Source organism: Cellvibrio sp. UBA7671, from assembly GCA_002483145.1.
GTDB classification, from domain to species: domain Bacteria; phylum Pseudomonadota; class Gammaproteobacteria; order Pseudomonadales; family Cellvibrionaceae; genus Cellvibrio; species Cellvibrio fibrivorans.
In genome coordinates this window covers 242,568-261,408 of the sequence record DLHJ01000012.1, presented here as the reverse complement: position 1 = coordinate 261,408, position 18,841 = coordinate 242,568, and the positions used below count along the sequence as shown (strand labels likewise).

The following is an 18,841-nucleotide window of genomic DNA, read 5'->3' as shown; positions in this document are numbered from 1 at the left end:
CATTATTAAACGCAAAGGTGGGTCAAATTCGGCTGCAAGTCAACAAAATAACCATCAAACTAGTTGAACTAGCTCCCCAATTGGACAAAATCATAGCCGAGTACGTCCGACGTTTTGTTCCGATGACTTGGGACGCGTCGAGAGAAATACTGCTTGAAAGTCGATTGAAATTGCTCAGCAGTCTCAATCCTACCAACAGTCCAAAAATCAAGGCTCAGTTAAACATTTTAGAAGCGGAGCTGAATCAATGCCTTCTAGATGCTCGCAAAGAGACAGAACGGACCGAACGAAAGAGTATCGGACGTTTTGAGTAGCTCCACCTGGATTGGAAAATTGACCCATCCTACAATTGCGACTAGGAACTAGAAATGAATGATTGGAAAAATGAATTAAACAAATTTTATAAAGCTCTACAACCTGATCCGATTTTTTCATCCAAGGATCAGGTAACGGATTTTTTAGTCTGTGTGGTGACTGTCACCTTCGAAGAAATTTCGAACGAATTGAGACAATATGCAAAGAATATAAAAATAAAAAGGTATGTGAGTAAGGTATCCATTTCCTTCGAAGATGAAATAGCCAAGCGGTCCGTTTTCACTGTGAGTATCGATATGAAATATCAGACGATTTCATTTCCCCACACTCTAAACGGCACAACTACTTACACGTCAGGAGTGAAAATCAAAAATCGAAACGAATTAAAAAAAGAACTTATAGTTGCTGCGTTTATGGAATTCTTTCTCTCAAGAAAAGAAAAGCTAAAGGAAATAGAAAAAATTCGGAACCTTCCGGTTGATTAGATCACAGTTACTGGATATGCATTAATCAGGAATAAATTCCATGCTATCAAAGAGGATCTATCATGACTTCAGCCATTGGACGAGCACGTATGAACAAATCAGCTCGTGCCACCTCACTCTGATCGAAAGGCGTAACGCCACTGAATGGCTCAAATAATATCGTTCCGTCATCAGCGTGGTATTCGTAACCGAGGAGCTCCTCCATCCTACGGTTCTTCCTCGTCAATGTTGTCACTCTGCGAAGAGGGGAGAATGCCCAATTATCGGTACCATTCATTGCCGGTGGACTTGCTAAATTGACATTTATTAACCGAAAGGTTGGATCGGAATTTATCGATTCCAACACGTCCAAATCTCCCGTCAGTAATATTTGTTCAGTCAAGGAATCGTCACAAAAATACCTGATATGAAACCACCTGATAGGTAGCGTTTGAGTAAAGGAGTGCCATTGCATACGCTTGGCAGACGCGGTCGGATAAACAGGTAACTGCATTTCTTTAGTCGTTTCAAACATCGCGACCGGCTCCTGGCGAGGAGGGAATTTGTGTCGAATTTCGACACAGTGTAGCTCGTCTTTACAATCTGGACAATGCGCTATTCCCGTAATTCAAAGAGTTACTCCATCTTGAGAGCCTGGCTAAAATCTAGAAGGCTTGAGGCCGGACTAACCATACGTACGCTCGCCGAGAGGCTTGACGTGCCTTATTCCATTATTGGAAGGATCGAGGATGGCGGCCGCAAGCTGGAATTTTTCGAATTCATTGAATATTGCAATGCTGTGGGAGTGGATCCACGGGATGGATTCGATGCTGTTCTAAGAGATGTGGACATTCAAAACGAGCAATGACTGGACATGTTATTAAACCATCGCCGGGGACGATGACTGCCGCACTATCGATCACTCTACAGTCCGAGTCGGTCAATCAATTAGAGTGGCGCTTTGCCGACAAAACGTAGTTTCAGAAACACCCACTATATTTTGATAGTCAATCTTCTCTCCTCAATTATCGATTCGAGACGAGCAATCGCAAAATTAATCGCTTCAGAGTCGGTTCCGCCACCTTTTTCAGATTTTAATTTGCGTTTTAGATCGACTAAATCATGTCGAAGAGATTCGCATGCATCGAGCCGTTTTGCAGCCCTATTGATCGGATCCCAGACGCCCTCCATAGATAGCGCAAGATCAATGTAATGCCACAACGATTCGACGCTTTTATGCCCTGTCTTTTCACGAACCTTTTCTAAAAGCATTCGATAGTCTTGCTTCGCCATCTGGCCCTGTTGCGCACGCCATTCTTTCAGATAAAGGATCACGAGATCGGTTATAAACCGATGCCGAAACATTGAGAAGCAACTCTGAACGTTCTGAAGTCCAGCGCGCTCGCATAATTTGCTAAAATCTTTTTCTAAACCAGATTTACTAATAGCCGTACCGAGTGACTTCGGTTCCGTGCTAAGAAACATTGCCCCGTCATCTTCCAAGCCAGGGTTTGTAAGCCGGCATAGCTGATACCAGTCGTCACGCGCGGTGAAATATGCATTGAATCTCACGGCATCGCCTTCCGAGACAGGGAAGAAGCGCTCCGGCGGATCATTTCGGCGCCTCTTGAGAGTAGGCAGAACCAAAAACGGATTCACACCATTAAGGCTCACTTTATTTTTTGCCACAGACATATCACAAAGTTCCTGAGGCCTCATTCCAGTTCTCCGCATCGCGAATATCATAAATTCCCTACGCGCAGTAATGTACTCCCTATACCCATCGAACAAATCCTTGTTTTTTCCAAATCGTCGGCGCGCAGGTTCAGGGTAGGCTTCAGATTCATATAAAATTTCGATCTGCAGCTGGATCTTCTCAATCGTATCTGTACTGATAGGTAACTTTCGATCAGTACTGTTTGAAGGTGGAAGATAACGATGATGCAAAAACTTCTCTCCTCGCCTGCCGGTTTTTTTGTACTCGATTATTATAGAAGCGCCAGAAGGTTTTGTGCCAATGAGAGGACGGTTACTGAAATTCAAATTTTCCTGAAACCATACAAGGAAACCCAATACCGAATATATAATGGATCTTACCGAATTATTATTTCTCACACGTTGCTGCGATTCTGGATTCGTCTCCGAGCAAAGATTTGAAATCAAAACTGACAAGTCCATGTCATCCAATTCACTGAATCCTCGTCCGTATGCCGAACAATATCGAACTAATTCTGAGAGTTTTGCTGCAACGGTAACAACTGTTTTACCAGTCCATCTAGTTGAATTTTCCAGCAAATACATGTTGATCGCATCGCACGGCTTCCCACTTGGCCACCTGACAAAAACGGCGACCAAATGTCTGGTTAACTCCGCAGTACAATGGATCCCGTTCGAAGATCTGTATCGAATAACGTGGCTGGGTACACCCAGATCTTTGAGCTGAGAATAAAGTTTTGTGGCGCGTTTCATTTTGGATTTAACTTCCTAACATTACTTGAATCAAACGGAGGAATTTCGTCACGAAAGGTCTGTTCAAACAACGTTTCTTGCTCAGCTAAAATATTACTTATGCGATGCCGGGTTAACTCCTCGACCGATGGATCGCGAGATATCAAATTAAACGCTTGAACCAAACGCAAGTATGCGGCCCCTCGAATTAATAATGCAGCCTCAGTGGAACGCAGTTTTTCAAGCAGTGCATCACTTTGTAAAGATCTTCTCAGTTCGTGCTGCGCTTTGCTCCTGAACGACGAAGTTTTAATCGGCAAATCAGCTACCTGCTTTCGCAACCAGTCAAGATAAAACCTTCCCGATTTATTATCCTTTGTAAATTTATCCGCCAATATAATGTCCGCATACTTATACATCGAATTACGAGAAATCGGAAAAATTTTTAACGCTGGAAATGCCGCCGCCGCGAAGGCTTCTTGGGATCCGCATACACGTATAAACTCTGGATCGGCGGCTTCAGGACACTGAAGTATTTCCTCCAAAATTTTCCACCGAGTTTCTACATAGGTTTGACACATTGGAGCTGGGCCCAACTGCTCACGAATTTTGCTCATAATGGCTTTCTCCCTTCCGCTCGAATTGCAATGCAAATGCCAGAGTTAATGCCATCGCCTTTAATCATGAAGGGCTCTAAATGATATTGCCCTTGGAATAACGTTTTTACATATGTCTTCCATTGCCGGTCGTCAATAAAACTCAAGGACTTTGAGTTGAATCGCTTAAGAACCTGTTCATATAAATAATTTATTCCCTCGCAATTATCACGGGGTGCTCCCGATACATCGTAGGATGCGAGCTGGTGTATTGCCCAATCAGCTTCAATTGATCCGAGTTGAGTTGTATTGAGCTCTCGGCTTATATACGCATAGATGTGCTTGATGTTTGTGTGGCTCGCTATCCATCGGGCCGCATCAAGAACATCGTACCTCCCGCACCAAAACAGGAGGAGTAAAAACCATTTACGCATCTCGTGAATTCGCAAATACCACCTACGTCCGTAAACATCTAACGGGCTATCAACGTAGTCGCAAAACCGATCCAAGTGGCTCGAAAGCATCTGGCCACCTATATTGACACTCGCTCCATTTTTTCCCGAATTACGTATATAGAAAAGTCTACCGCGCAAATATTTATCTTTTTCGTCAAATAATTCGCAAAGCCCACCTCCGAGCTTTTGCATCTGCTGAATTGCCTTAGCAACAATATCTGGGATTGGCTTCGCCCCGGTTTTTGCGCGGACTTCAGCTATGGTCCGCTTTGCCAATGCGCTGTCGATCCAGTATCCCCCGGATGAATCACGCAGAAGACAATCCCGAGGAAGAGTGCAAATCTCGATATCTCTAGACGGCTTCATAAAACCCAGAATCACCGCGACGGCACCTATAAAAATTTCCATCACCTCTTCTAGCGAGGGATCAGCGTGAAATCGTTCAAAATCCTTTGACTCGCCTGACGGAGGTCCCATCGAACTGAATTTAAAACCTGCGTTTTTCAACACCTCTGGAATTCCTATCTCGCCAACAAATTGATGATAGTCGCGATAGATCACTGCACCCCATTTTTTGTGAACTAAGCTGTCCACCTTCGTACAAATTTTTTTTAGAATGGAAAGATAAAAATCGATTAATGCATTGCCATAAACCTCTATCCACCGAATGGCCTCATTCAAATAGTTAAGCCCAATTTCGATTGGAATAAACGGTGTATGGCTATTATTGGAACAATTTATTAAAGCGTTACGTCTCGCTGAATCAAATTTGAATGTTTCTGGTGACGGAACTTCCTGTGGCAAATGACGATACGCCTGAATTGTATTTAGTACCGATGTTGTTACACTGAAGTAGGCACTTACTGAATGCCCCTGCTTGAATATTTCAGCTTTGATAGGGGTTGAGTGCCTAAAATGCTCTGTCTTCTTTTTCCGTGATTGTATTTGAAGCGTCGGATGATATAAATCTGGTTCAAACTGCCGTAATATCCCAAAAAATCTCGGGCCGGTAAGGGAATACACTGGGGCATTAATTCTTTCGGCGACGAAACTTCGATCTAACGCCGCTGTGTCATCTTTCCTATAAGCTTCATTGGCGGTGAGCCATTTACAGATTTCTTTAATTATATTATTTGGAAGGCTCTCGACACTGAGCAGGAGTTCAGGAGGACAAGGCTCCTCAAATGTGGACGTAAAAAATGCATCTACTGTTCTCTTTCCCAGTGCTAACGCGTCTGTCCAGCCACCATTAGATAAGGAGAAAAAGAGACTTTCCAATCCAGATTGATCGAATAATTTGAAGCCGAACGCGCTTGGACGGAATCGATCATCATTCAAAACCAAATATGAACATAAGCTGATCATATCCAAATTGAATCTAGCCCATTTAGCAACACTGGGGATTGATCCGGTTATCAATCCCATCCTGTGAAGAAACGAAATTCTTTTTACGGTTCCCAGTAACAGTTTATACAGAGATGATGTGAGAAGGATGCCATCGGGCATCATTACACACCAGTTGGTGTCGATGGTTCCTATGATTGTGCCAACACCATTTTCCCGCGTCTGTTCTCCAGCAGTGGTCCTCCATCTTTCCTCGTCCCAATCGGATAACAACCACTCAGCTTCGTAGACCCCTTCGTAAGACCTGACTTGCTCTTGAATCATTAATTTATAATTATTCAAAAGAGCGTTCGAGGAATTCCCGGCCAATCGCAAATTCGCTAAGTCTAATTCAAACATTTTTCCCCCTAACCTACCGAAATGGCCAGTGAATTAAAGCGCTCGGAAATAGATGGAACCAAAAGTTCGGCCTCCGTGTACACTCGCTTAAGTCGGGCGATGTCATGAGCCTCACGAAAACTTTCCGACGGATTTTGCATTACTACGAGTGCTTGGATCATTTCAGTAAGTTTTACGAAGTCTGCTGGGGATTTGCCTGATGCCTTGTCTTTGATTAACAATTGCGAATTGCTGAGATTCCCCAATGCCCAATGTTTATATCCGATTAAAATTGCTAGGCTTTCTCTTGAAAGTCTCACATATAGAAGCCCGTTGCGTGTCAAGTCGCGCGTATCGTGTGGCAAACAAAACATATAACGGTCACCAAATAATTCATGAATTTTTTTTGCTATTGGCGAATCGTCTGGACGGCTTTCAAAAATTAATTGTGCGATAAATTGATTTAAGTCTGCGGGAGTTTTCAGGTCGACTACATTAAGCAAATAGTCTTCATTAGCAGCGGCAAGAATAAGCAATGTGTTTTGAAATCGTCTAATTATTCTTTCATTCCAAGCGTTAAGGAGGGACTCTGGAATGTAGTTTTTCATGCTCACTTCTTCAGTGTTACCGAGTTTAGTTGCGCATGCGCTGATACTTCCTTCCTCGAACCATGAGAGCACACCTTGCGTATTCCTTATTCGCGCATGGCTCAAAGTTCCGGGCTGTAAGCCATGGTCTGCAAGATTTGGATAATAGTTCAAGAGTGTGCTGCCAGAACTCCGGTGAAAGACTCCTGCGTTGATGGAGACAGGATGTCCCAGTTTCCACGTGCGTGATTCGGTGACAATGCCTAGAAAAAGGTATCTCCATTGCGGAACGCCAGCTCTTTTCATTAGCTCTCTTACCGGGTGCGTAGCGCGCAGAATATGTCTCAATACCCTTGCAGATCTTTGAGATAATTCGCAATATTTTCTGGATCGGGCTCTAGGCTTATTCACGCTAAATATCGGTGCACTTCCATCGCCCTGAGGTAGCAAGTAGTATTTTCCTCGCGCGCAAAGCAATTTCGCGCCAGCCAGCGATTCAGGATTCAGATGAGGGTGTTCCCTAATTATAATGGCTATGGCCACTGCTATATCTAAAGAACTTAGTATGCCCAGAAATCGCATTACTATGTGATAGCCTGATGTATGAGCGATTTGATGGGAATGTAGATGGGTAGCGTCTATGAACGGGTTTATCGATGGCATTACCCTAGCGAAATTGGAGTTAAATGCGGGATGTGCTCTGAGTGCGTGGGGTCCAATACAATTTAGATCCTGCCCCACTGCCAAAAAATGCCCAATTATCCTCAACGTCCAAGCCGCTCCGTTTGGGTGAGTCGGGGCAGTCACCACCGTTTTGCGGCTTAATCCCGGGGAAAGCCTCTCTTTCCAATCATTTCGCTCGCGCCTGAGCATAAACTCCGCATCCGAGACGAGTTTGGTCATTTGCTTTCCCTTACGAAAATCAGCTACTAACCTGAACCAATAATCATCCAGCGTCTCCCCAAGCACACAATCCTTTTCCTTCAATTGGGCTAGAAATTCGTCAAGGTACTCAACGTCTGCTTTCCAAAAAATTGGGCCTGCCAATGTGTTATCCAGCTTCTTCACGCTCCCTTTATAAGTGGATTTTGGCGCACTCGCTGCAATTAGTGGTTTCGATGAGTTAGCCACAACCTGTTTCGGAAGCTTAAAATTAGGGATCAATATTCCCAAAGGTATGTGATCCTCATCTACGAGGAACTCAATCCAGGGGCGTATTGTAGAGTTCCAAACACCACATCGACCATCCAGCGTCATCGACGAATCGCGATTACTAATATGCCATAGCGCCCATTGCGATACGAAAAATTGCCACTCACCAAAAGTTCTAGGAAGTTCTTCTAGCTTCGACCATTTAAGGAACCGCCCAAGTGATCGTAGTACGATATCGACGCATAGAGTTTGGGATTTGAATTCCTTTCCTATCATTTTCCTGAATGTCGCCTCTACAACCATCTTGATTTGATCGGCGCGTAAAACTAGGAGTTCAGGAACATCTTTTACTTGGGGTCGTTCACTTCTGGGATTATCAACATGAATCTTTAACGAATTATCGGAAAGGAAATAACGCATCTTTATGTTACCTTCTAACAAGGATGATAAAGACCGTTGTTCAAGCCCACTTGTTCAAATGATTAGTTATCTTTTGAACTTAAGTCTCATAATAAGGTGCCCGTGGGGCCACAAGCCGCTTGAACATCCGTTGTAGCTCTGGAAAAAACTGTTGAGTATTACGGCTGCGCAATTATGAGCTAACGCGCGCCGCACTACTTCGCGTGGATAAACAGAGGCACCGTCGATAGTGCCGAAGAATAATTCCTCGTATGTAATCAAGCGATTTTGGTTATCCAGGAACAAGACCGCAAAGACTTCGCGTGGCTGATGACGCAGTTGGGCGCTAAGGTAATTTCGCACCAGATTCGGGCTGGTAAGCAAATCGCCCGCTTTCATGGCCGCGGAAAGATGGCGCCGCCCCATCTCCAATACGGCCTGCAGTTGCGCGTACTTGGCATTGCCAAGCCCAAGGCCTTTGCAGAACTCGGCTTGTGATACCTCTAGCAGCTGGCGCAGGCCACCGTACTCCTGCAACAACTCGCGCGCAAGGTCGACGGCCGATTTACCCACGCAGCCAACACGCAGGAAAATAGCGAGCAATTCGGCATCAGATAAGGCGCGCGGGCCAAGTGCTAAGAGTTTTTCGCGGGGACGTTCGGCTTCAGGCCAATGGGCAATCGACATGGACAACTCCTTGTAGTGAGATCTGGTCATTCCTTTTAGTGTCGGCAACTATCACCGACAGATACGAAAACGCTGGCAAGAATGGTATCTTAATCCGCTTTCGTCAAGCCCTGCGGGGCTGGCGCCGTTAGTGGCCAATTACGCCAAGCAGGGCTAAGGTTGTTCACTAGACGTTCTTTTATCGCTGGAACCCAACCGACCTTATGACATCGCTTGCCAATAAACAGATTCTGCTCGGCGTGACCGGTGGTATTGCCGCCTACAAAAGCGCCGACCTGGTGCGTCGCCTCCAAGATGCAGGTGCCAGTGTGCAGGTAGTGATGACACCTGCGGCACAGGAATTTATCACCCCTCTGACCATGCAAGCGCTCTCGGGCAATCCGGTACATACACAATTGCTCGATCCCGAAGCCGAAGCCGGCATGGGCCATATCCAGCTGGCGCGTTGGGCAGACCTGGTGTTGATCGCCCCAGCAACCGCTGATTTTATGGCGCGCCTGACGCAGGGTGTGGGCAATGACCTGCTCACCAGCATCTGTCTTGCGACCGCCGCACCCATCGCCATCGCACCGGCGATGAACCAAGGCATGTGGCATAACCCGGCCACACAAACCAATCTGGATACCTTGATCAAACGCAAGATCCACATCTTCGGCCCCGCTGAGGGTGGCCAAGCCTGTGGCGACGTAGGCCCAGGGCGTATGCTCGAACCCTTACAACTGGTCGATGCCGCCGCCCGCCTCTTTACCAGCGGCAGTTTGGCGGGTAAAAAAGTGGTGATTACCGCTGGTCCCACGCGCGAAGCGCTCGACCCGGTGCGCTACCTGAGCAACTACAGCTCGGGCAAAATGGGCTACGCCCTGGCCCAAGCGGCGGCGGAAGCCGGCGCTAAAACGATTTTAATCAGTGGCCCTACGCAGCTGGCAACACCCGCGCGCGTGACGCGCATCGACGTGATCAGTGCCGAGGACATGCACTCAGCGAGTCTGGCTGCAGCGCAGGACTGCGATTTATTTATCGCCGCTGCCGCCGTAGCCGATTATCGTCCCGCGCAAATGTCCGCACAGAAAATGAAAAAAGGTGAAAGCGATACACTAACGCTATCGCTGGTGAAAAATCCCGACATAGTCGCGAGTATTGCGGCGCTTGAACCAAAACCCTTTACGATTGGTTTTGCCGCCGAAAGTGAAAATCTATTGGAATATGCACGTAGCAAATTGCAGCACAAGAATCTGGACCTGGTAGTCGCCAATAATATCAGCGATAGCAGCATTGGTTTTAATAGTGATGATAATGCCGTTACACTCGTCGAAAAAAATACCGCGACCGAGATTAGCCAACGCAGCAAGCAGCAATTAGCGCGCGAACTTATCGCACTCTTTGCCCAAAAAATAACAGCTCAGTAAGCCTCAAGTTTGTTAGCACAACAAACATCACGTTTCAGTTAAGTAGAAGGTACAGGTGTGAACCCAAAGGATTCGTCAAAACCCAAAACCGAAACAGGTGCGCATCTCTCTCGCAGCGAGCAACGCGCCTTGGACGCCGCCAAACGCAAAGCCGCAGTCCAGCAAAAAATACTCCTGATCTTATTGGGCATAGCACTGATCATTAACGCTGTTGTAGGTTATGTGCTCTACCAAAAGTTGGTGATCGAACAAACACAAGAAAATTTGCGCTCGCTCACGCAAGAGAAAGTCGACGAGCGAAGCAAAACACTCTCTCATTATTTCCAACAGCAGACCCAACTCATCGACAAGCTTGCCGCCGAACCTGAACTGATCGCCAGCCTTGATGCCACCAATCCCGATAACACTGCGGAGAAGCGCGACCTGTTAGAGAAAAAATGGCTGCGTGAAACACCTTCCGCCCTCAAAGTACGTTTGATCCCGCTAGGTAGCGCGCAATTGGATCGCGAGGCGGAATTTCCCATCCGCTATGCCGAATTGGATTTAATCCAGCGTGCAGAAAAACGTCAGCCTGCGCTACCCGAGTTGGTAGCAATTAATGAACGCTGGATGACCAATTGGATTCGCCCACTCGCTGCCGAGGACAAAAGCGCGCCGCTGGGCACACTCATGGTCACCATAGATGCAGCCGAATTAATCAATCTGTTTACCCCTGCAGACCAGCATCTCGGCGAGTTTATATTGGTGCAACAATTTACCGGCAGCCCACCGCAAATAGTAAAAAAACTCGGTACAGGTACTGCAGGCAACAGTCTGCAAGGCAATGTTGAAGGTAGCCACCTCGCGGTGAAATTTACGCCTTCCGACCAACTCTTATCACTCGCCGAAGAATTACCTGCACTCTGGCTCTCCATTGTGAGCGTTATAGTGGCGGGCAGTCTGGCGCTGGTGTGGTTCCTCAGCAAAATTCTGGTGCGCATGGAATTGGGCGAAAAAAATGCCGCAACTCCCTCAATCGCCGAAGTGGTCAAAACCAGCAAGGAATCGGTCAATGCTGATGATGCCATGACCAATCCGCTGTTTCAGAAGCAGGATATTCTTGATATCGCTGTGATTGATGAAGATGAAAATATTCTCGGCTTGCAGCAAGCGTCCGGTAAAAAATCCAGCGCCAGTGCGCGTAATAAAATCAGTGAAGAAGATGTACCCGCTGAAATTTTCCGCTCCTACGATATTCGCGGGTTGGTCGGCAGTCAGGTTACGCCGGAACTTGCTCAACTTATCGGTCAAGCCGTAGGCAGCGAAGCGATTGATCAGGGCGAACAGGCGATTGTAGTTGCGCGCGACGGACGCACCCACAGCGAAGCACTGACGCAGGCATTGATTCGCGGTATTCTGCGCTCGGGCTGCAATGTAATTAATATTGGTGTGGTACCTACACCGTTGATGTATTTTTCTACCTTCCATTTCGATGACACCAGCAGCGGGGTAATGGTCACTGCGAGTCACAACCCCAAAGAATATAACGGCTTTAAGGTCGTCATTAATAATCGCGCGCTCGCCGATGATGCTGTTATCGATTTACGCTCACGCATTATCGGCCAGCGTTTTCATCAGGGACTAGGTGAAGAAATTCCGCGCACAATTATTCCCGATTATATCGACCGTATTTTTTCCGACGTTGCACTCGCGGGTAACGTATCGATAGTGGTGGATGCGGGCAATGCGGTGACCGGTATAGTCGCGCCGCAATTGTTTGAAGAATTGGGCTGCGATGTGATCCCGTTATTTTGCGATCTCGATGGCGAATTTCCCAACCACGATCCTGATCCAACCATCGAAAAAAATCTGCAGGCGTTAATCGCCAAAGTTCAGGAAACCAATGCAGATATCGGCGTCGCTTTTGACGGTGATGGCGATCGTTTAGTGGTCGTAACGCCTAAAGGCGACATTATTTGGCCCGATAGATTATTGATGCTGTTTGCCAAAGATGTGCTCTCTCGCAACCCCGGCGCCGATGTATTGTTCGATGTAAAATGTTCACGCCAGTTGAACCAAGTGATCAGCAGCTACGGCGGCCGGCCGATAATGTGGAAGACTGGCCACTCGCCAATGAAGGCCAAAATGGAAGAGACGCAGGCGTTGATTGGGGGCGAATACTCCGGCCATATTTTTATCAAAGACCGCTGGTACGGGTTCGATGATGGCATCTATGCGATGGCACGTCTGCTGGAAATCATTACCCTGCGCGACCAAAAAATCGATGCTATTTTTGCAGCTTTCCCGCAACTCTATTCAACACCGGAAATTAAAATCGCCATTCCCGAACTCGATAAATTCGGGCTGATTAAAAAGCTCAGTGAGATCGGCGATTTTGCCAACGGTACCATCACCACCATTGACGGCCTGCGGGTGGATTACACCAAAGGCTGGGGACTGGTGCGCGCCTCCAACACATCGCCCGCGTTAACGCTGCGTTTTGAAGCGGAATCGCACGAGTCACTGGAAAAAATCCAGCAAATTTTCAAACGGGAATTACTCAAAGTCGATAACCGTTTAACGTTCAATTTAAATTCACAGGATTAATTTGTTATGTCTCTGAACCGCGAATCAGCGATGAATATCGCCAATGTATTAACTGAAGCCCTGCCCTACATCCAGCGCTTCACCGGCAAGACTGTGGTCGTAAAATTCGGCGGCAATGCAATGGAAGGTGAAGAGCTGCAAAACAGTTTTGCGCGCGACATCGTATTGATGAAATTGGTCGGCATGAATCCGGTAGTAGTCCACGGTGGAGGGCCACAAATCGGCAGCCTGCTGGAAAAACTCAATATCAAGTCCGAATTTATCAACGGCATGCGTGTTACTGACAGCGCCACAATGGATGTGGTGGAGATGGTGCTCGGCGGTACCGTGAATAAACAAATCGTCAGCCTGATTAACCGCAACGGCGGCCAGGCAATTGGTTTGACCGGTAAAGACGGTAAATTAATCCAGGCAAAAAAACTAACCGTCACCCATAAAACCCCGGAAATGCTCGCACCAGAAATTCTCGATATTGGCCACGTTGGCGAAGTGGAAAATGTAAACACTGCCGTGATCGATATGTTAATCAACAGCGATTTTATTCCGGTCATCGCACCGATTGGTGTAGGTGCCGACGGCGCCTCTTACAATATCAATGCTGATTTGGTCGCCGGAAAAATTGCTGAATTTTTGCGCGCGGAAAAATTAATGCTGCTCACCAACGTCTCCGGTCTGCAAGATAAACAGGGCAAGGTGTTAACCGGCCTCAGCACTGAGCAAGTAGATGGCTTGATCGCAGATGGCACTATTTACGGCGGTATGTTGCCCAAGATTGCTTGTGCTCTCGATGCGGTAAAAGCCGGTGTGACCAGCGCGCACATTATTGATGGCCGTGTTGACCACGCAGTGTTATTGGAAATATTTACCGATGCCGGCGTGGGTACATTGATCACCAATAAAGCCCGCAATGCTTGATGTTATGGCGCGCGCCCTGTGTAAATTCAGGCGCGCAACATTCCGAATGGAATCGCTCTGAATGGAGTCGTCATGAATAAATCCCCAAGCAAAACTCCGCGTCGCCAACAAATCCTCGAGTGTCTGGCGCGCATGTTGGAGGCCAGCCCAGGCGAGCGCATTACCACTGCCGCACTGGCCAAAGAAGTGGGCGTTTCCGAAGCGGCGCTCTACCGCCACTTTCCCAGCAAATCCAAAATGTTTGAGGGTTTAATAGAGTTTATTGAAGAGACGATTTTTTCGCGCGTGACATTGATTTTGGCGGAAGAAAAATCGGCTTTAAAACGCTGCGAAAAAATCCTGTCGCTGCTGCTCACTTTTGCCGAGCGCAATCCTGGCTTGACGCGTTTACTGACTGGCGATGCACTCACCGGCGAAACCGAGCGTTTGCGTGTGCGTATCGCACAATTTTTTGACCGCATTGAAACCCAGCTAAAACAGATTTTGCGTGAGGCAGAATTGCGCGAAGGCTTGCATCCGCAATTGCCTGTTGCTGCAGCCGCTAATTTGTTGATTGCATTGGTTGATGGCCGCATCGCCGAATTCGTGCGCACCGAATTCCGCCGCCGCCCCACTGAGTACTGGCAAGAACAGTGGCAATTGATCGCGCAGGGATTTTTAATTGCAGGTTAAGATTCCAGTAAAAAAATTGCGACCATAAAAAAACCGGCAGCCGCCGGTTTTTTTATGGTCGCAAAGTTGTTATTCCTACTGCGTAATCTCAACGAACCGTTTCCGATCAGCATCAAATTTTTGCTCTACGGTTTTGTATTCTTCCTCGCGCTGTTGAATCTGCACTTGAATATCTTTTTCTTCCTGCACCAAATTGTTGATATTTTTCAGCAAGTCTTCTGGTAATTGCCGACCTGCGCGCTCAATCGCCGCCGCTTGCGCTTGATAGGTCTGCAATCGTGAGCGGGCCGAGGTGAGATTCGCCTGCAAAATACCAATGTTGCCACGCAAGCTTTCCAGATTGCGAGTTTTGGCCGCCTCTATATCACCTACATTGCTGTAACTGCGACGCAATTGAATATCTTCACGCTCACGCTCTTCGCGCTGTAATTTTTCCTTATACAAGCGCTCACCCTCAGCACCTTGAGTTACGGGCGCAATCACCTTAATCACCTTGCCACTGAGCGATACTATTTCATAACCATTATTGACATACTGTGGCGGAATTTTGCTATCCAATACTGTGACGCCATCCTTGTTTTTGTAACGATAAATTACTTTGCTAGTCGAGGAGATTTGCGCGGCAGCCCAGCTGCTGAACAATAGTGAACTACAAGTAATCAATGTCAACAACAGGCTACGCATCTGTATCAGTTACCTCATTTGCATCACGCGAGCTCTACACCGTAGGTCGCGCGATATTCTTTAATTTTATTTACCATCGCCTCTTGTCCGCTCTGGCTTTCAAGATAATCAATGATGTGATTCAAGTTGATAATGCTAATAACTGGAATACCAAACGTCTGTTCCACTTCCTGGATCGCCGATATCTGCCCCTGGCCTTTTTCCTGCCGATTTAAACCTATCAATACGGCCGCAGGTTTGGCACCGGCCGCATCGATAATGCCCATCACTTCGCGCACTGCGGTGCCAGCGGTGATGACATCATCCACGATCAAAACTTTCCCTTTTAACGGCGCTCCTACCAAAGTTCCACCTTCGCCGTGATCTTTCGCTTCTTTACGGTTATAGCAGTAAGGCAAATCGCGCTGATGCTGGTCAGCCAAGGCAATGGCAGTAGTCGCGGCCAAAGGAATCCCCTTATAGGCGGGGCCAAATACTATATCGAATTCCACGCCAGATGCGGTGACAGCCGCCGCATAATAACGACCGAGCTCGGCCAGTGCCTTTCCTGTCTGGAACTTACCCGCATTAAAAAAGTAGGGGCTGGTACGGCCAGACTTGAGCACATATTCACCAAAGCATAGCGCCTGGTGTCTGATGGCCAGCTGAATAAAGTCAAATTGGTATTTTTCCATGCAAAGTATCCGACTATGAACTAAGTTTGAGATGACAAAATAAATACAACGAGGTCATGCCCATGAGCAGACCCGCATTTGGGTCACAGCAGCTATCCAAATGTAAGGATGTGAAAATTCGTAACGTCTACCACAAAAAACCCAGCCTTGGCGGTAACACAATCACACAAAGCTCGGGTATGATACACAGTCCGTAATCAAGGGGCTAACATGAGAGTTATCAGTCTTAGCGTCGATGGTATTTTTCAGGCGGCGCAACGCGGCCTATACACTTGGCTCGCGAATCAAGATGCAGATTTTATCTGCTTGCAGGATCTACGTGCACTAGAGCGCGAGCTGGAGAAGCCCGAATTCGAGCTCAAGGGCTATCACGCCTATTTTTTCGATTCCGGTACCAAACACTACAACGGCGTTGCGATTTACACCCGTCTGCAGCCTAAGGCGCTTATTTACGGCTTGGGTTTTGCGTCTGGTGTTGATATGGAGGGTCGCTATCTGCAAGTGGATTTTGAGCAATTGAGTGTTGGCTCACTGCTTGCCCCCAGCGCCAGTTCAGAAATGGAATCGCAAGAAGTCAAAATCAAGTTCTTTGATGACTTTCAGGCGCATCTCGACAAAATTACCCGCAAACGTCGCGAGTATATCTTTTGCGGCAATTGGCAAATGGCGCACACGCCCAAAGATGTGAGCAATAGCGCAGCCAATCAACATAATTCCGGATTTCTACCCCACGAGCGCCAATGGTTGAGCCAATTATTCAATCAAATTGGCTATGTCGATGCGTTCCGCAAGGTCAACAAAGACGGTGATGAATACAGCTGGTGGCCAAAGGGCCTTAAAGACGATGGCGATGGCTGGCGTACAGATTTCCAGGTGGTGTCCAACAGCCTCGGCGCTAAAGTTGAATATGCCGCTATCTACAAGACCCAGCAATTTTCCAGTCACATGCCAGTCATCATTGATTACGATATAGAACTGTAAAATCGCAAACAATAAAAAAGCCCGCTCCGGATTACCGCAGCGGGTTTTTTATTGTCGGTATTTTGCTGAACCATCAATCAGCTGCGAGCGCGTCGTATACCACCACTTTGCTCCACAAATGCTGGTGCTCATCGACAAACTTTTTATGCAATGGATGCACTTGGTAGGCATCCTGCCCTGCCACATCATCAAACCCCAGCAATTCGGAGACGTGATAGGAATTATCCACTACCTCGCGCTTTTCCGTTGATGCCGGGACACCCACATGAATACTGCGTACGGTTTCTATCGCCGCAAGGGATTTAACCCCGGCGATCAGTTTAGCCAAATCTTCTTTCGATTCTGGATTCTTTAACCAGAAAAAAACATGATGCAGTAATTTAGGCATAGAATTGGTCGCTGTAGTAGATTTAGCCAGAACGATGGGTGATGCGAGAGCCGCACCGGCGATAGCACTGGCGGTTAAAAATTCACGGCGTGTAGTAGTCATTGTTGCTCCTTTCTTGTGGCATTGAGGTGATGAAAAATTACGCCAATTTAGAACAAGCACAATAACTTTTACGCAATATTACCCAATTACCACCGCCGTGCCGCTGGCCGATACCATTAACATGCTGCCATTCTGGCCGATGACTTCGTAATCCAAATCTATACCTACTACTGCGTTTGCGCCCATTTCTCGGGCGCGATCTTGTAGTTCTTGTAAAGCAATTTCGCGCGCTTTTTGTAATTCGCGCTCATAGGTCGCAGAGCGGCCACCGACCAGGTCGCGAATGCCTGCAAACAGATCTTTAAATAAATTGGCTCCCAGAATTGCTTCGCCCGCAACAACACCGCAGTAACGGGTAATGTTTTTTCCTTCAACGCTCGGTGTAGTGGTCATTAGCATAATAGGCTCCTTAACTTATTCGGTTTCATTAATAAACGTTTGTAATACACGATTTAAAAAGCGACGGCCCATCACCGTAGGCCGCGCGTAACCCTGTACAATTTCCACCAAACCTTGCTGGGTTAATTTTTGCCAATGCGGCTCAAGTTGCTGCCAATCAACACCGGTTCGCTGAACAAAATAATTCATCGGTACGCCAGAGTGCAAGCGCAACGCATTCATCATAAATTCCAGTGGCAATGCATCGGGCAATAGTAAATCGCTGCCGCCGCCAAATACATTTTGGTGTCCGCCCAGATTGGGGGATATTTTTTGTGAATCGGTTGCATCTAAATAATGTTTAGGTAACCGAGTCTTCCACAGGCGCAAGATTTTATTGTCCGCTGGGAAAGTAATTTTCCCATGAGCCCCGGCACCTATTCCAAGATAATCGCCAAACTCCCAATAATTGAGGTTGTGGCGCGCGCATTTTTTATCGCGCGCATAGGCAGAAATTTCATATTGCGCATAGCCAGCCGCCGCTAACAATTCGACGCCTGCATCCTGAATATCGGCGAGAATTTCTTCTTCCGGCAAGATCGGCGGTGCAGAATAAAATGCGGTGTTTTGTTCAATGGTTAATTGATACCAGGAAAGATGTTCCGGTGCGAGCTCAATCGCCTGTTGCAAATCGGCTTTGGCTGCATCAACGGATTGCTCGGGCAAGCCGTGCATTAAATCCAGATTGATATTGTCGAAGCCAGCTTTGCGTGCAACACCCACCGCGCGCAGGGCTTCAGCGCGACCATGTACACGCCCGAGCAGTTTTAATTGCTGGTCATTAAAACTTTGAATCCCAATGGATAGACGATTAACTCCTGCCGCACGAAAGCCGGAAAATTTTTCCTGCTCAAAGGTACCGGGGTTTGCTTCGAGTGTGATTTCAATATCGGGTTCAAAACCGATAATTTTTTCCGCGTCAGTCAATATCTGCCCAATCGCTTGCGCCGATAACATACTCGGCGTACCACCGCCAAAAAAAATGCTGGTGAGTTTGCGCCCCTGCGCGAGTGTTTGATCCTGCTGTAAATCAAAACGCAATGCCGCGACATAATCTGCTTCCGGAATATCATTATTCGCTTGATGGGAATTAAAATCGCAGTAGGGACATTTGCGGATGCACCAAGGTACATGAATGTAGAGTGATAGCGGCGGCAATTGCAGGGACAT

The 18,841-nt window shown here is 47.2% G+C and carries 18 protein-coding genes; 8 read left to right on the top strand and 10 right to left on the bottom strand.

All coding sequences use genetic code 11. The features are described 5' to 3' along the window. The 3 genes from B4E62_RS09500 to B4E62_RS21395 form a co-directional block, all read left to right on the top strand. The coding region (locus tag B4E62_RS09500; protein WP_331351882.1) for a hypothetical protein at positions 1–314 on the top strand (314 nt) is incomplete at its 5' end. A 54-nt stretch (positions 315–368) separates the two neighbouring features. Next, positions 369–800 carry a hypothetical protein gene (locus tag B4E62_RS09495; RefSeq protein WP_331351881.1) on the top strand — a complete coding sequence of 144 codons (432 nt, stop codon included), beginning with the start codon at positions 369–371 and terminating at the stop codon, positions 798–800. A gap of 589 nt (positions 801–1,389) precedes the next feature. Beyond that, positions 1,390–1,647 (top strand): helix-turn-helix domain-containing protein, encoded by a 258-nt coding sequence (locus B4E62_RS21395; protein WP_414633257.1) that lies wholly within the window; start codon positions 1,390–1,392, stop codon positions 1,645–1,647. Positions 1,648–1,772: 125 nt separating this feature from the next. On the opposite strand, the gene B4E62_RS09490 is transcribed toward B4E62_RS21395, so the two are convergent. The 5 genes from B4E62_RS09490 to radC all read right to left on the bottom strand — a co-directional run bounded on the left by B4E62_RS09490 (position 1,773) and on the right by radC (position 8,825). Further along, the gene (locus B4E62_RS09490; protein ID WP_331351880.1) at positions 1,773–3,080 is read right to left on the bottom strand and encodes a tyrosine-type recombinase/integrase; all 1,308 of its coding nucleotides are present in this window, start codon (positions 3,078–3,080) and stop codon (positions 1,773–1,775) included. A 164-nt stretch (positions 3,081–3,244) separates the two neighbouring features. Beyond that, complete coding sequence (locus B4E62_RS09485) at positions 3,245–3,844, bottom strand: hypothetical protein (RefSeq protein WP_331351879.1); 600 nt, start codon at positions 3,842–3,844, stop codon at positions 3,245–3,247. Next, positions 3,841–6,021 (bottom strand): hypothetical protein, encoded by a 2,181-nt coding sequence (locus tag B4E62_RS09480; protein ID WP_331351878.1) that lies wholly within the window; start codon positions 6,019–6,021, stop codon positions 3,841–3,843. Before B4E62_RS09480 ends, B4E62_RS09485 begins: the two co-directional genes overlap by 4 nt. A gap of 8 nt (positions 6,022–6,029) precedes the next feature. Further along, on the bottom strand, positions 6,030–8,159 hold the full coding sequence (locus B4E62_RS09475; protein WP_331351877.1) for a hypothetical protein: 2,130 nt from the start codon (positions 8,157–8,159) through the stop codon (positions 6,030–6,032). A 66-nt stretch (positions 8,160–8,225) separates the two neighbouring features. Next, on the bottom strand, positions 8,226–8,825 hold the full coding sequence (radC, locus tag B4E62_RS09470) for a RadC family protein (RefSeq protein WP_331351876.1): 600 nt from the start codon (positions 8,823–8,825) through the stop codon (positions 8,226–8,228). A gap of 203 nt (positions 8,826–9,028) precedes the next feature. Between radC and coaBC the strand changes: the two genes are divergently transcribed. From coaBC to slmA, 4 genes are all read left to right on the top strand, one after another. After that, entirely contained in the window at positions 9,029–10,231 is a 1,203-nt protein-coding gene (gene coaBC, locus B4E62_RS09465; protein ID WP_331351875.1) for a bifunctional phosphopantothenoylcysteine decarboxylase/phosphopantothenate--cysteine ligase CoaBC, read from the top strand. Positions 10,232–10,288: 57 nt separating this feature from the next. Then, entirely contained in the window at positions 10,289–12,817 is a 2,529-nt protein-coding gene (locus tag B4E62_RS09460) for a phosphomannomutase/phosphoglucomutase (RefSeq protein WP_331351874.1), read from the top strand. A 6-nt stretch (positions 12,818–12,823) separates the two neighbouring features. Next, positions 12,824–13,732, top strand: coding sequence for an acetylglutamate kinase (gene argB, locus B4E62_RS09455; RefSeq protein WP_310068830.1), 909 nt, complete (start codon positions 12,824–12,826; stop codon positions 13,730–13,732). A 72-nt stretch (positions 13,733–13,804) separates the two neighbouring features. Next, positions 13,805–14,404, top strand: coding sequence for a nucleoid occlusion factor SlmA (gene slmA / locus B4E62_RS09450; RefSeq protein WP_310068832.1), 600 nt, complete (start codon positions 13,805–13,807; stop codon positions 14,402–14,404). Between the two features lie 75 nt (positions 14,405–14,479). Here slmA and B4E62_RS09445 read toward each other — a convergent pair whose 3' ends face one another. Together B4E62_RS09445 and pyrE are read right to left on the bottom strand one after the other, a co-directional pair. Then, positions 14,480–15,088, bottom strand: a complete 609-nt coding sequence (locus B4E62_RS09445) for a hypothetical protein (protein WP_310068835.1) — start codon at positions 15,086–15,088, stop codon at positions 14,480–14,482. A gap of 23 nt (positions 15,089–15,111) precedes the next feature. Continuing rightward, on the bottom strand, positions 15,112–15,762 hold the full coding sequence (gene pyrE, locus B4E62_RS09440; RefSeq protein WP_310068837.1) for an orotate phosphoribosyltransferase: 651 nt from the start codon (positions 15,760–15,762) through the stop codon (positions 15,112–15,114). A gap of 210 nt (positions 15,763–15,972) precedes the next feature. On the opposite strand from pyrE, the gene B4E62_RS09435 reads away from it, so the two are divergent. After that, entirely contained in the window at positions 15,973–16,743 is a 771-nt protein-coding gene (locus B4E62_RS09435; protein WP_310068839.1) for an exodeoxyribonuclease III, read from the top strand. A gap of 73 nt (positions 16,744–16,816) precedes the next feature. Here the strand turns inward: B4E62_RS09435 and B4E62_RS09430 are convergent, their stop codons facing one another. From B4E62_RS09430 to hemW, 3 genes are all read right to left on the bottom strand, one after another. Further along, positions 16,817–17,233 (bottom strand): Dabb family protein, encoded by a 417-nt coding sequence (locus tag B4E62_RS09430; protein WP_310068842.1) that lies wholly within the window; start codon positions 17,231–17,233, stop codon positions 16,817–16,819. 78 nt (positions 17,234–17,311) lie between these two features. Next, complete coding sequence (locus tag B4E62_RS09425) at positions 17,312–17,632, bottom strand: heavy metal-binding domain-containing protein (RefSeq protein ID WP_310068845.1); 321 nt, start codon at positions 17,630–17,632, stop codon at positions 17,312–17,314. A gap of 15 nt (positions 17,633–17,647) precedes the next feature. Then, positions 17,648–18,841: a radical SAM family heme chaperone HemW gene (gene hemW / locus B4E62_RS09420; protein ID WP_331351873.1), complete on the bottom strand. Its 1,194-nt coding sequence runs from the start codon at positions 18,839–18,841 to the stop codon at positions 17,648–17,650.